Source organism: Streptomyces sp. NPDC087906 (genome assembly GCF_055584925.1).
In genome coordinates, this window is the sequence record NZ_JBVJLC010000002.1 from 758240 (window position 1) to 771779 (window position 13540).

Annotated in this window: 8 protein-coding genes; 1 reads left to right on the forward strand and 7 read right to left on the reverse strand. The window is 71.6% G+C overall.

The window, feature by feature from the left end; genetic code table 11:
- Position 1 precedes the first annotated feature (1 nt).
- From ACZ63I_RS08705 to nsdA, 4 genes are all read right to left on the reverse strand, one after another.
- On the reverse strand, positions 2 to 2422 hold the full coding sequence (locus ACZ63I_RS08705) for a [protein-PII] uridylyltransferase (protein WP_469336716.1): 2421 nt from the start codon (positions 2420 to 2422) through the stop codon (positions 2 to 4).
- Positions 2412 to 2750 (reverse strand): P-II family nitrogen regulator, encoded by a 339-nt coding sequence (locus tag ACZ63I_RS08710; RefSeq protein WP_041983966.1) that lies wholly within the window; start codon positions 2748 to 2750, stop codon positions 2412 to 2414. The genes ACZ63I_RS08705 and ACZ63I_RS08710 overlap by 11 nt, the downstream gene beginning before the upstream one ends.
- Positions 2747 to 4027, reverse strand: coding sequence for an ammonium transporter (locus tag ACZ63I_RS08715; protein WP_041983967.1), 1281 nt, complete (start codon positions 4025 to 4027; stop codon positions 2747 to 2749). Before ACZ63I_RS08715 ends, ACZ63I_RS08710 begins: the two co-directional genes overlap by 4 nt.
- Before the next feature lie 238 nt (positions 4028 to 4265).
- Positions 4266 to 5738, reverse strand: coding sequence for a transcriptional repressor NsdA (gene nsdA / locus ACZ63I_RS08720; RefSeq protein WP_469336719.1), 1473 nt, complete (start codon positions 5736 to 5738; stop codon positions 4266 to 4268).
- A 426-nt stretch (positions 5739 to 6164) separates the two neighbouring features.
- Here nsdA and ACZ63I_RS08725 point away from each other — a divergent pair, with 426 nt between their 5' ends.
- The gene (locus ACZ63I_RS08725) at positions 6165 to 6800 is read left to right on the forward strand and encodes a bifunctional DNA primase/polymerase (protein WP_469336721.1); all 636 of its coding nucleotides are present in this window, start codon (positions 6165 to 6167) and stop codon (positions 6798 to 6800) included.
- Between the two features lie 51 nt (positions 6801 to 6851).
- Here the strand turns inward: ACZ63I_RS08725 and ftsY are convergent, their stop codons facing one another.
- From ftsY to ACZ63I_RS08740, 3 genes are all read right to left on the reverse strand, one after another.
- Positions 6852 to 8081, reverse strand: a complete 1230-nt coding sequence (ftsY, locus tag ACZ63I_RS08730; RefSeq protein WP_469336723.1) for a signal recognition particle-docking protein FtsY — start codon at positions 8079 to 8081, stop codon at positions 6852 to 6854.
- 94 nt (positions 8082 to 8175) lie between these two features.
- Positions 8176 to 9597 carry a sugar porter family MFS transporter gene (locus ACZ63I_RS08735; RefSeq protein ID WP_469336726.1) on the reverse strand — a complete coding sequence of 474 codons (1422 nt, stop codon included), beginning with the start codon at positions 9595 to 9597 and terminating at the stop codon, positions 8176 to 8178.
- A 106-nt stretch (positions 9598 to 9703) separates the two neighbouring features.
- On the reverse strand, positions 9704 to 13423 hold the full coding sequence (locus ACZ63I_RS08740) for an AAA family ATPase (protein ID WP_469336728.1): 3720 nt from the start codon (positions 13421 to 13423) through the stop codon (positions 9704 to 9706).
- Positions 13424 to 13540 lie beyond the last annotated feature (117 nt).

A 13540-nucleotide genomic window follows, 5' to 3' on the forward strand; every position in this document is an offset into this window, starting at 1 on the left:
CTCAGTTCAAGGCGCCTTCCAGCGCCTTCGCGAGGGTCGCTGCCTCCTGTTCCGGCAGAGGTGAGCCGTCCTCGCGCGTGACGTACACGGTGTCGACGGCGTTCGAGCCGAGCGTGGAGACATGCGCGCTGCGCACCCGTACGGCGGCCTCCTCCAGCGCGTGGCCGATCCGGTGCAGCAGCCCGGGGGCGTCCTGGGCGCGTACCTCGATGACCGTGGCGCGGTGGGAGCTGCCGGGGGCGACCGTCACCCGGGGCGGCGGGGCCTTCACGCCTCTGCGGCGCGGGTAGGCCGCTTCGCGTTCGGCGAGCCGGGAGGGGATGTCGAGCGAGCCGTCCAGCGCCCGCACCAGGTCGGCGCGGAGCCTGCTGGCCTGCGGGAGCGAGCCGTACGCCGCGGCGACCCGCCAGTTGAGCAGCAGGACCGAGGCTTCGCCGATGTCGGTGGGCAGCGCGATGGCGCGCAGGTCGGCGGCCCGCACGGTGAGCCGGTGCAGGGCGAGCACCCCGGCGGCTGCGGGCAGGACGCCGGGCTGGTCGGGCAGGGCGATGAGCAGTTCGACGCCGACGGGTTCCGGTTCGTCGGACTCCTCCGGGGTCTGGGCGTGCAGGGCCAGCACGGGTTCGCCGGTGCGCAGGGCCTCGACGGCGAGCCGTTCCTGTTCTGCGCTGGGCGCCTCGGGTTCCGGTTCGGGGCTGGCCTCGCCGGTCAGTACGGCGGCGACGCGGGCGACGAGATCGGTGACGAGTCCGGCGCGCCAGGAGGACCAGGCGGCGGGTCCGGTGGCGAGCGCGTCGGCCTCGGTGAGGGCGTGCAGGAGTTCCAGGGTGCCGATCGAGCCGATCCGGGCGGCGACGGCGCTGACGGTCGCGGGGTCGTCGAGGTCGCGCCGGGTCGCGGTGTCCACGAGCAGCAGGTGGTGGCGTACGACGGTCGCGATGACCTCGGTGTCCTCGGCGTCGAAGCCGATACGTGCCGCTATGTCGCGGGCGATGGCCTCGCCGCCCACGGAGTGGTCGCCGGGCCAGCCCTTGCCGATGTCGTGCAGCAGGGCGCTGACCAGCAGCAGGTCGGGGCGGCTGACGCGGCGGGTCATGGCGGACGCCTGGACGGCTGCCTCCACGAGGTGCCGGTCGACGGTCCAGGTGTGGACGGGGTTGCGCTGCGGCCGGCAGCGGACCCGCTCCCAGTCGGGCAGCAGCCGGGTGATGAGGCCTTCGGCCTCCAGGGCCTCCCAGACGGGGATGGTCGACTCACCGGCGCCGAGCAGGGTGACGAGTTCCTCGCGGGCCTCGGCCGGCCACGGCGAGGGCAGCGGCTTCGCGGCGAGGGCGAGCCGCCGTACCGCGTGCAGCGAGATCGGGATGCCGGCCTGGGCGGCGGCAGCGGCTGCCCGCAGGGGCAGCACGGGGTCGCGCTCGGGGCGGGCGGCGAGGGCGAGGACGGCTTCGCCGTCCTGCTCCACGACACCGTCGGCGAGCGGGTTGCGCTCGGGGGCCGGTTTGCCGCCGAGCATGGCGCGCAGCCGGGGCCGTACGGAGCGGGCGCGCAGGACGCGGTTGACCTCGCGCCAGGTGACGTCGGAGGCGTACGAGATGGTGCGGGCCGCCTCGTAGACCTGGCGCAGCAGTACGTCGGCGTCGAGGAGGCCGAGTTCGGCGGCGACGGGGTCCTGCTCCTGGAGGGCGAGCCGGTCGGTGGCGCGTCCTGTCGTCAGGTGGAGGGCGTCGCGGGCGTCGAGCAGCCGGCGGCGGGCGTCGTCCAGGCCCTCGCGCGGGGCGTCGGCGAGCCAGGACGCGGCGACGGCGCGCAGCGCTGTCGCGTCGCGCAGCCCGCCGCGGGCCTCCTTGAGGTCGGGCTCCAGCAGATACTGCAGCTCGCCCTGGCGTTCGGCGCGCTCGCGGCACAGCTCGTCGAGTTCGGGGAGGCGTTTGGCGGCGTGGTTGCGCCAGTCGGCGAAGACGGTGGTGCGGAGCTTGGTGAGCAGGCCGAGATCGCCGGCCACGTGCCGGGCGTCGAGCAGTCCGAGTTGCACCTTGAGGTCTTCGCCGGCGGTCTTGCGCGCTTCGGCGGGGGTGCGTACGGAGTGGTCGAGGGCGAGGCCGAGGTCCCAGACGGGGTACCAGATCCGGTCGGCGAGCGCGGCGACGGACTCGGCGCTGCCGTCGTGCAGGAGCAGCAGGTCGAGGTCGCTGCGCGGGGAGAGTTCGCCGCGGCCGTAGCCGCCGACGGCGACGAGGGCGACGCCCCGCGCGCCGGTCTCCCTGGCGGCGGTGGTGAAGAGCGCGTTCAGCCAGTCGTCGGTCAGTTTGGCGAGCGCGGCCCGGCGCGGCGGCCCGGACCGCGTCTTCTCCTGGAGAAGACGCAGCCGGGCCGCCGCATAGCCGCTGGGTCCAGCGGTTTCCGGTGCCTCAGAGGGCATCGGGACCGCGTTCGCCGGTACGTACCCGGATGGCCGTCTCGACCGGCACGCTCCAGACCTTGCCGTCACCGATCTTGCCCGTGCGTGCGGCCTTCACGATGACTTCGAGCAGTTCCTCGGCGTCGTCGTCGCCGACGAGCACCTCGACGCGGATCTTCGGTACGAGATCCACGGTGTACTCCGCACCGCGGTAGACCTCGGTGTGGCCGCGCTGCCTGCCGTACCCGCTGGCTTCCGTGACCGTGAGCCCCTGGACGCCGAAGGCCTGCAGGGCCTCCTTGATCTCGTCCAGCCGGTGCGGCTTCACGACTGCGGTGATGAGCTTCATGCGTCCACCTTCTTGTTCGTCGCCCCGGCCAGCGCGTCGGGCGCCACACCATTCTGACCGTTGGACAGCGATCCGCCCACCGAGCTGAAGTCGTAGGCGGACTCCGCGTGGAAGGCCATGTCGACGCCGCTGGTCTCTTCGTCCTCGGTGGCCCGGAAGCCGATCGTCTTGTGGACGATCATGGCGAGGATCCAGGAGACCACGAACGAGTAGCCCATCACCGAGAACGCTCCGGCGGCCTGCTTGCCGAGCTGCGAGACACCGCCGACACCGTCGATGGCGAGCACGCCGACCAGCAGGGTACCGATCACACCGCCGACGAGGTGGACACCGACGACGTCGAGCGAGTCGTCGTAGCCCAGCTTGTACTTGAGGCTGACGGCCCAGGAGCAGATGACACCCGCGACGACACCGATGAGCAGCGCGCCGAACGCGTTGACGTTGGCACCGGAGGGCGTGATCGCGACGAGGCCGGCGACCGCGCCTGAGGCGGCGCCGAGGGTGGTGAACGCGCCGTGCCGGATGCGCTCGTAGGCGAGCCAGCCGATCATCGCCGCCGCAGTGGCGATCTGGGTGTTGAAGGCCATGAGGGCGGCCGTGCCGTTGGCGGCGAGCGCGGAGCCGGCGTTGAAGCCGAACCAGCCGAACCACAGCAGTCCGGCGCCGAGGACGACGAGCGGCAGGCTGTGCGGACGCATCGGGTCCTTCTTGAAGCCGATGCGCTTACCGACGACAAGGACTGCCGCCAGGCCTCCGATACCGGCGTTGATATGGACCGCCGTACCACCGGCGAAGTCGATCACGCCGAGCTTGAACAGCCATCCGTCGGACTGCCAGACCCAGTGGGCGATCGGGAAGTACACGATGGTGACCCAGAGCGCGATGAACAGCGTCCAGCCGGTGAACTTCACGCGGTCCGCGAGCGCACCGCTCATCAGAGCGGGGGTGAGGACGGCGAACATGAGCTGGAAGAGGGCGAAGGCGAAGACCGGAATGCCGGTCTTTCCGCCGGTCAGCGTGTCCGCTGTGATGCCCTTCATGCCGATGTGGTCCAGGTTGCCGATGAACCCGCCACCGGCGTCGTCCCCGAATGCCAGGGAGTATCCGTAGAGCACCCAGAGCACACTGACGACGCCCAGGGAGATCATCGACATCATGAGCATGTTGAGGGCGCTCTTCACCCGCACCATGCCGCCGTAGAAGAATGCCAAGCCGGGCGTCATTAGCATGACGAGCGCGGCCATGATCAAAACGAATGCGGTATCTGCGCCATTCAAGGCCGGCGTCTCCTCGCGAGTCGGTACGGCCCCTGCCGAGTGTGGGAGGTGTGGGCCGACTGTGTTGAGGAGAATCGCCCAGGGTGGTTTCGGCCAGTGCCGCTCGATGTTTCACGACAGTGACGAAGGCAACCTCTGTGTTACGGGCAGATGAACCGGCCGCGGTACCCACCCTGCGGTCCTGGCGGCGGGGGAGCCGTGTCGGGCTGTACGGGGTGAGCGCCGCGGCCGGAGCTTTTCAGACGGCTTCCGCACTTTCGGGAAGCTGCGAGTTGAGCTGATCCGTGAGTTCGGTGACCTCGGCCACACCGCCGAAATCCCTGGCAGCCGTATATACGGTCTTGCGGAGCCGGGTGTTCACCCGTTCCGAGCGGACTTTGCACGCGACGTCGAGCGCCTGCCGGCCCAGGGCCGCCGACTGCTCGGGCTCCTTCTTGAGCAGATGCACGGTCGCCATGCCAATCAGGTTAAGAGCGTATGACCGCTGATGGTCGTCGTCCTTGGCGAACAGCTCGACGGCGCGCTCCATGACCGGCTCGGCGAGCGACGCGTACGTGGGGCTGCGACCCGCCACATATGCCAGGTCACGGTACGAATGGGCGTTCTCCGCGTTCAGTTCCGCCTCGGAGAAGAACCGGATCCAGTCGGGCTCGCGCTCGGCGTCGGTGCCCGCGTCGGCGAAGGTCTCCTCCGCCATCCGCGCGGCGCGCTTGCACTTGCTGGGCTGGCCCATGTTGGCGTACGCGCGCGCCTCCATCGCGTAGAGCATCGCCTGGGTGCGCGGCGTCGCGCAGTCCCTGCTGCCGTACTGGGCGAGATGCACGAGCTCCAACGCGTCGTCGGGGCGGCCGAGATGGATCATCTGACGGCTCATCGACGACAGGATGTACGAGCCGAGCGGCTTGTCGCCGGCCTCCTTGGCGGCATGCAGCGCGAGGACGAAGTACTTCTGCGCGTTGGGCTGGAGGCCGACGTCGTAACTCATCCAGCCGGCCAGCTCGGCCAGTTCGGCGGCGCAGGTGAACAGCCGCCGCGACGTCGCCTCCGGCTGCGGCTCCTGCAGCAGGTCGGTCACCTCGTGGAGTTGGCCGACGACCGCCTTGCGGCGCAGCCCGCCGCCGCACTGCGCGTCCCACAGCCGGAACATCGCCGTGGTGGACTCCAGCAGTTCCAACTCGGGCTTGGAGAGCCGCGAAGGGCGCTGCTCGGCCGGGGGCGGCGGCCTTTCCGTCTCCCCCGCGGGCCCCGGCACCAGCCAGCGCTGCATCGGCTCGACGAGCGCGGGTCCCGCCGACAGCGCCAGCGAGGAGCCGAGGAAGCCGCGCCGCGCCAGCATCAGGTCGCTGCGGGAGAACTCGCTGAGCAGCGCCACGGTCTGCGGCCCGGCCCAGGGCAGATCGACCCCGGAGACCGAAGGCGACTGGTGGGCGGCGCGCAGGCCGAGGTCCTCGATGGTCACGACCGTGCCGAAGCGCTCGGAGAACAGCTCGGAGAGGATGCGCGGGATGGGTTCGCGCGGCTGCTCGCCGTCGAGCCAGCGTCTGACCCGCGACGTGTCGGTGCTGATGTGGTGCGCGCCCATCTCACGTGCCTTGCGGTTGACTTGGCGTGCGAGTTCGCCCTTCGACCAGGCGCTGCGCACGAACCACGAGCCCAGCCGCCCGTTCGCGCGCTTGCCGGCGTCCGTGCCGCCTGTGCCGCTGCCACCCACTGGAACGCCCCCATCCGCTGAAACCACCTGTCGCGCGAACCACTGCCAGAATGCCCTGAGTTGCCGGTGGCTGTCCGGAGGTTGTCACCCTTCGAACAGGAAACCGAGATGCCTCCGGCATACCCGCGAGCACGCTCTCCCCGGGGTTCGTGCACTGAAAGTAATCCTACGATCACCCCTCTAGCGAGGGGGATTCAACAAACGCCACCATTCGCCACCCCTTCGAATGAACTCACCTGCGGCCGGGCGCGATTCACTTGACAGGCAACAGTCACGACGGCGGAGCGTCGTGCGCCGGGGCGCGGAGATCGCCTCCGCACCACCCCCGATGCCTCCAAGCGCCGCCGATGCGACCGGATGACGACAGAGAGTCACAGGCAGACTGCGAGTCGTAACCACCGGTGCGCTCGACCCGTTGGAGGGGGCATGGGCTTCACGATCGGCGGAATCCGGGATATCCGGGAGATGCGGTCCGGCGCGCGCCGCCGCAGCACGGAGTGCACCGCGGTGGCGGAGTACACGGGACTCTGGGGCTGGGACGTGGCCCCGGGCGTGGGCACCGGCGCCGCCGTCAGCGGCGCGGGGCCGGGCACGGCGGCCGAGATCCCGCCGGGCACGGCAGCCGAGATCCCGGCGGGCTCGACGCTGGACGAGGTGGCGCGGGCCTGGTCGCGGGCACCGGGCGCGGCCGTCCTGCTGCCGGTGGGCCGTACGTTCGACATCATCGACGTCGCGCAGCCGGCGGGCAGCAGGGCGCTGGTACGGCTGGAGCGCATGGGACTGCCGCTGGGGCCCGTGATGGCGACGGCCGCGGGCCGCGCGCTCTTCTTCGTGGCGCCCGGCGCCTGCGCCGAACTGCCCGAGCTGCTCTACCGCATGGGCTGGGACGACGCGAATCTCGACCTCGTCGCCCACGGCCCCGACAGCTTCGTCACGGCGCCGCCCACCCCCGGGGTCCGCTGGCTGCGCCCGCCGTCTCTGGACACGGCGGCGGAACCTCCGCAGGCGCGGCTGGTGCTGGGGACCCTGGCGTACATCTGCCACCGCTCGACGGAGGCCTGAGCCCAGGCACCGCCGGGGGGTGCGGCGGCGGCCGCACCCCCGCCGGAGCGGTTACGCGTCGCCGATCAGGGCGTCCACGAAGGCGCCGGGCTCGAACGGCGCGAGATCGTCGGCGCCTTCGCCGAGACCGATCAGCTTGACCGGCACGCCCAGCTCGCGCTGGACCGCGATCACGATGCCGCCCTTGGCCGTACCGTCCAGCTTGGTCAGCACGATGCCGGTGATGTCCACGACCTCGGCGAAGACCCGGGCCTGTACGAGACCGTTCTGCCCGGTCGTGGCGTCCAGGACGAGCAGCACCTCGTCCAGCGGACCGTGCTTCTCGACGACCCGCTTGACCTTGCCCAGCTCGTCCATGAGCCCGGTCTTGGTGTGCAGCCGGCCCGCCGTGTCGATCAGTACGACGTCCGCGCCCTCGGCGATGCCCTCCTTGACGGCGTCGAAGGCGACCGAGGCGGGGTCACCGCCCTCGGGCCCGCGCACGGTACGCGCGCCGACCCGCTCGCCCCAGGTCTGGAGCTGATCGGCGGCGGCGGCGCGGAAGGTGTCGGCGGCGCCGAGCACGACGGACCGCCCGTCGGCCACCAGCACCCGCGCGAGCTTGCCGGTCGTCGTGGTCTTGCCGGTGCCGTTGACCCCGACGACCATCACGACGGCGGGCGTGTCCAGACCGCTCTCCGTCTTCACCGCGCGGTCGAAGTCGGTGCCGAGCAGCGTCACCAGCTCCTCCCTGAGCAGGGTGCGCAGCTCCTCCGGCGTACGCGTGCCGAGGACCCGCACCCGCTCACGGAGCCGTTCCACCAGCTCCTGGGTCGGCGCGACACCGACGTCCGCGGTGAGCAGGGTGTCCTCGATCTCCTCCCAGGTCTCCTCGTCGAGGTGCTCGCGCGAGAGCAGCGTGAGCAGCCCCTTGCCGAGCGTGTTCTGCGAACGGGCGAGCCTGGCCCGCAGCCGGATCAGCCGGCCCGCGGTGGGCTCGGGCACGTCCAGTTCCCGTACGGGCGGCTCGGCCACCACCGGGTCCTCGACGGCCACCGGCGACCCGACCGCCTGATCGGCCCCGGGCAGGCCGACCTCCTCGATGGTGCGACGGGACTCGTCCCGCGGCGTCTCCGCCTCGTCGCCGACATGCGGCTCGGCGGGCGGAGCTGTAATGGTCGGCGCGGACGACGGTGCCGATGGCGGTAGCCGCTTCTTCTTCCGACGGCTGCCCACCACAAGCCCGCCGACGGCGACGACCGCGACCAGGGCGATGACTACAACAAGGATGACGATTTCCATAACGCTCCCAGTATCGGCTACGGCCGCACCGGCCCTGATCCCAGAGGATCGCACAAGCCGGAACCCGTCCCCGACGGAGCGGGCACCGAGCGCGTCAGCCCATTTCTTCGAGCGTCTTTCCCTTTGTCTCCTTCACGAAGATCAGTACGAACGGGATGGAGAGCACCGCGAAGCAGGTGTAGATGATGTACGTCCCCGACAGGCTCCAGTCGGAGGACAGGCTCGGGAAGCTTGCCGTGATGGCGTAGTTGGCGATCCATTGCGCGGACGCGGCGACGCCGAGGGCCGCCGCGCGGATTCTGTTCGGGAACATCTCGCCGAGGAAGACCCAGACGATGACGCCCCAGGACAGGGCGAAGAACAGGACGAAGACATGCGCGGCGACGAGGGCCGTGGTGCCTTCGAGCGTCGGGAGTTTGCCGTTCACGAGTTTCGCGGAGAACGCCCAGGCCTCCAGGGCGAGCGCGACCGTCATGCCGCAGGAGCCGACGAGGGCGAGGGGTTTGCGGCCGACCCGGTCCACCAGGACGATCGCGATCACGGTGCCGATGATGTTCACGATCGAGGTCGTGAACGAGTAGAGGAACGAGCTGGACGGGTCGATGCCGACCGACTGCCAGAGCGTCGCCGAGTAGTAGAAGGCCACGTTGATGCCGACGAGCTGCTGGAAGGCGGAGAGGCCGATGCCGACCCAGACGATGGGCAGGAAGTTGCGGTGGCCGTTCAGCAGGTCCTTGAAGGTCGACTTGTGTTCGCGGCGCATCGCGGTGTCGATCTCGGCGACCCGGGCGTCCAGGTCGACGTCGTCGTTCTCGACCTCGGCGAGCACCTCCCGCGCGCGGTCCCGCTGGCCCACGGAGATCAGATAGCGCGGTGACTCGGGGATCAGGAAGGAGAGCACCCCGTACAGGATCGCGGGGACGACCATCACGCCGAGCATCCACTGCCAGGCTTCGAGGCCGGCGATGTTGCCGCGCTGGTCGCCGTCGGCGATCTGCAGGATGCCGTAGTTGACGAGCTGCGAGAGCGCGATGCCGATGACGATGGCGCCCTGCTGGAACGAGCCGAGCCGGCCCCGGTACGCGGCGGGTGAGACCTCCGCGATGTAGGCGGGGCCGATCACCGACGCCATGCCGATCGCGAAGCCGCCGATGATCCGCCAGATGGCCAGGTCCCAGATGGCGAACGGCAGCGCTGAGCCGACGGCGCTGATGGTGAACAGGACCGAGGAGATCTGCATGCAGCGGATACGGCCGATCCGGTCGGCGATCCGGCCCGCGACGGCGGCGCCGATCGCGCAGCCGATCAGGGCGATGGCGATGACCTGGGCGAGCGCTGCGGACCCGACGTCGTACTTGTCCCTGATCGCCTGGACGGCGCCGTTGATCACCGAGCTGTCGTAGCCGAAGAGGAAGCCGCCCATGGCGGCGGCCGCGGTGATGAAGACGACATGGCGGAGATGGTCGGGACGGGCCGTCCGCCCTCCGGGCGGCGGCGCCTGCGCTGTGCTGGTCACATGAACTCCTGGGGCCGCGCCGCCGTGCCGGCCCGGCGGGTGGGGATGCGAGGCCCCTCCAGTTGGGCACAGGTCGCCCGCCTTCACCACCGGAGGTGGCGCGGCGTCAGCGCAGCCGCTGGCTGATCACCTTGGACACGCCGTCGCCCTGCATGGAGACGCCGTACAGCGCGTCGGCGACCTCCATCGTCCGCTTCTGATGCGTGATCACGATGAGCTGGGAGCTTTCCTGCAGCTCCTGCATGATGCGGATCAGCCGCTGCAGGTTGGTGTCGTCGAGCGCCGCCTCGACCTCGTCCATCACGTAGAACGGGCTGGGCCTGGCCTTGAAGATGGAGACCAGCAGGGCGACGGCGGTCAGGGAGCGCTCGCCGCCGGAGAGCAGCGAGAGGCGCTTGACCTTCTTGCCCGGCGGCCGGGCCTCGACGTCGACGCCGGTGGTGAGCATGTTCTCCGGGTCGGTCAGCAGCAGCCGCCCCTCGCCGCCGGGGAACAGCCGCGAGAAGACGCCCTCGAACTCGCGCGCGGTGTCCCGGTACGCCTCGGTGAAGACCTGCTCGACGCGCTCGTCGACCTCCTTGATGACCTGGAGCAGGTCGGCGCGGGTCTTCTTGAGGTCTTCGAGCTGCTCGGAGAGGAAGTTGTGCCGCTCCTCCAGCGCGGCGAACTCCTCAAGGGCGAGCGGATTCACCTTCCCGAGTTGCTGATACGCCCGTTCGGCGGACCTGAGCCGCTTCTCCTGTTCGGCGCGTACGTACGGCACGGGCTGGTTGCGCGGATGCTCCGGGTCCTCCGGAAGCTCCTCGCCCTCGGCCGCGGGTGACGGTGCGACGAGCTGGTCGGGTCCGTACTCGGCGATGAGCCCGGCCGGTTCGACGCCCAGTTCCTCCAGCGCCTTGGCCTCCAACTGCTCGATCCGCATGCGCTTCTCGGCGCCGAGCACCTCGCCCCGGTGCACCGAGTCGGTGAGCTTGTCGAGTTCGGCCTTCAGATCGCGGCCCTCGTTGCGCTCGGCGACCAGTTCCTGTTCGCGCTCCGCCTTGGCCGCCTCGGCCGTGACCCGTTCCGCCTCGGCCCGTACGACCGACACCTCGACGTGCGCGAGCAGTTGCCTGGCGCCCGCGGCGACGGCCGACGCGACCTGCGCCTCGTGGCGCAGCCTGGCCCGGCGCTGCTCGGCGCGCGCCCGCGCCTCGCGCTCGGCGCGGGCTCCCCTGTCGAGCGAGTCGGCCCGTCCGGCCAGCCCCTTCACCCGCTCCTCGTGGGTACGGACCTGGAGCCTGGCCTCCATCTCGGTCTGCCGGGCATTGGCGCCGTCGGCGGCGAGCCGGTCCCTGACGGAGGTGTCGGGCTCTTCTTCGACCGGCGCCTCCTCGGCGACGAGCAGCCGCTCGGCCAGTTCCTCGGCCTCGCCGGTGGCGCGCTCCAGGGCTTCCTGCGCCTTCGCCGCCGCGGCGGCGGTGCGTTCGGCCTCGCCGACGGCGCCGCGCGCCTGCCCGGAGAGCCGGCCGAGCTGCCCGGAGACGGCGGACTTGGCCCGTTCGGCGGCCCGCCTGCGCTCCCCCAGCTCCTCGACGAGCGCGGCGCATTCGGTACGCCGGGTGCTCGCGGTGTGCTGGACCGCCGCCAGCTCGTCGCACCGTACGGCGAGTTCGGCGAGCGCCGCCGCCGCCTCGTCGACGGACGCCTGCACTTCGAGCAGGCTGGGCGCGCCCGCTGACCCGCCGTGCGCGAAGTGCGCGCCGAGCACGTCGCCCTCAGCGGTGACGGCGGTCAGCTCGGGCCGCTCGGCGACCAGCTCCTCGGCGTCCTCCAGCGTCCCGACGACCACCATGTCCCGGACGAGCCGCGCGACGGCGCCCATGAGTTCGGCGGGTCCCCGGACGAGGTCGACGACGGGTGGCGTGGTGGCGAGCGACACGGCGACGGCGGGAGCGGTCGCGGGGACGGGTCCGTCGGTCGCGGGGACGGCTCCGTCGGTCGCGGGGACGGTGCCGGAGCCGGTTTCCGTCGCGGCCCCGGCGCTCTGTCGGGGTACGGCGTCCGGCGCCGGCCGCGCGCCGGTCGTCCGGTGTTCGGCCTGGCCCGGCACCGTGCCGTTGGGGCGCGGCGCGCTCACCAGCAGGGCGGCGCGGCCCGCGTCCTGTTCGCGCAGCAGGCGGATGGCGTCCGCAGCCGTCGACGGGCCGGTCACGGCGATCGCGTCGGCCGCGGCGCCGAGCGCCGCCGCCACGGCGACCTCGTGGCCCGGGGTGACGGTGAGCAGTTCGGCGGCCGGGCCGAGCAGGCCGGTCAGCCGGTCGCGGGCGCCGAGGAGCGCGCCGCTGCCGTCCTTGCGGCGCAGGCCCAGCGCGAGCGCGTCGTGGCGGGCGGCGAGGGCGGCCCGTTCGCGTTCGGCGGCTGTCGCGGCCTCGCGTGCGGCGGTCAGCCCCTGCTCGGCGTCGCGGAGCGCCTGCCGGGCGGCTTCGTGCCGCTCGGTCAGTTCGTGGTCGTCGGCGTCGAGTCCTTCGACCTCCGCCTTGAGTTGTTCGTACTCCTCCTGGGCGCCGGCGGCGCGCTCGCGCGCCTGGTCGCGGGCCTCGGCGAGGCGGCCGATCTCGGCCTGGGCGGAGGCCGCGCGGCTGCGGGCGGCGTTGACCTGGCCGTGCAGCCGGGCCAGGCCCTCGCGGCGGTCGGCGATGGCGCGGGCCGCGTCCTTGAGCCGGCGCTCCTCGGCGGTGAGCGAGCGCTCCAGCTCGGCCCGGTGCGCGACGGTGTCCTCCAGGGCGTGCTCGGCGGCCTCCAGCGCGGCCTCCAGCTCCGCTTCCTGCTCGCGGATGCGGGCGGCCTCGCGCTCCATGTCCTCGGGGTCGCGGCCGCGCCGCTCGTCGGCGGGGGCCTGGCTCGCGCTGTTCACGCGGGCGTCGGCGAGCGAGACCGTACCGCGCACCCGCTCGGCGAGCTGGGACAGCTCGTACCAGGTCTGCTGGGCGCGCTGGAGCCGTGGCGCCAGCCGGCGTACCTCGTCCTCCAGCTCGGCCTCGCGGATCAGCGCCGTCTTGAGCCGGGTCTCGGCCGCCTCCTTGCGCTGTTTGAGTTCGGCCTCGTCGGCGATCTCGGTGCGCAGCGCCTCGCGCAGTTTGACCAGGTCGTCGGCGAGGAGCCGCAGCCGGGCGTCGCGCAGGTCGGCCTGGATGACGGCGGCCCTCCTGGCGACGGCGGCCTGCCGTCCCAGGGGTTTGAGCTGGCGGCGCAGCTCGTCGGTGAGGTCCTGGACGCGGGCGAGGTTGGCCTTCATCGCTTCGAGCTTCCGCAGCGCCTTCTCCTTGCGCTTGCGGTGCTTCAGTACGCCGGCCGCCTCCTCGATGAAGGCCCTGCGGCCCATCGGGTCGGCGTGCAGGACGGAGTCGAGCTGGCCCTGTCCGACGATGACGTGCATCTCGCGGCCGATGCCGGAGTCGGAGAGCAGTTCCTGGATGTCGAGGAGCCGGCAGGTGTCGCCGTTGAGCTGGTACTCGCTGCCGCCGTTGCGGAACATGATCCGCGTGATGGTGACCTCGGCGTAGTCGATGGGCAGCGCGCCGTCGGAGTTGTCGATGGTGAGGGAGACCTCGGCGCGGCCCAGCGGGGGGCGGCCGGTCGTCCCGGCGAAGATGACGTCCTCCATCTTGCCGCCGCGCAGCGACTTCGCGCCCTGCTCGCCCATGACCCAGGAAAGCGCGTCCACGACATTGGACTTGCCTGAGCCGTTGGGACCCACGACGCAGGTGATTCCCGGCTCGAAACGCAGCGTCGTGGCGGAGGCGAAGGATTTGAACCCGCGCAGGGTCATGGCCTTGAGGTGCACGCCGCCGGACTCTACCCGGCCCGGATCGTCCTTCGGCGGTTTCACCGGCGAACGTGCAGGGCACATCAGACGTTAAGAAAGCCGGCGTACGGGCAATGGCGCTTCGTGCGGCGGGAG

Bases quoted from the DNA above. Each gene is read 5' to 3' on its own strand.
- ACZ63I_RS08705 (WP_469336716.1), bottom strand. From the start codon at position 2,422: ATGCCCTCTGAGGCACCGGAAACCGCTGGACCCAGCGGCTATGCGGCG.
- ACZ63I_RS08710 (WP_041983966.1), bottom strand. From the start codon at position 2,750: ATGAAGCTCATCACCGCAGTCGTGAAGCCGCACCGGCTGGACGAGATC.
- ACZ63I_RS08725 (WP_469336721.1), top strand. From the start codon at position 6,165: ATGGGCTTCACGATCGGCGGAATCCGGGATATCCGGGAGATGCGGTCC.
- ftsY (WP_469336723.1), bottom strand. From the start codon at position 8,081: ATGGAAATCGTCATCCTTGTTGTAGTCATCGCCCTGGTCGCGGTCGTC.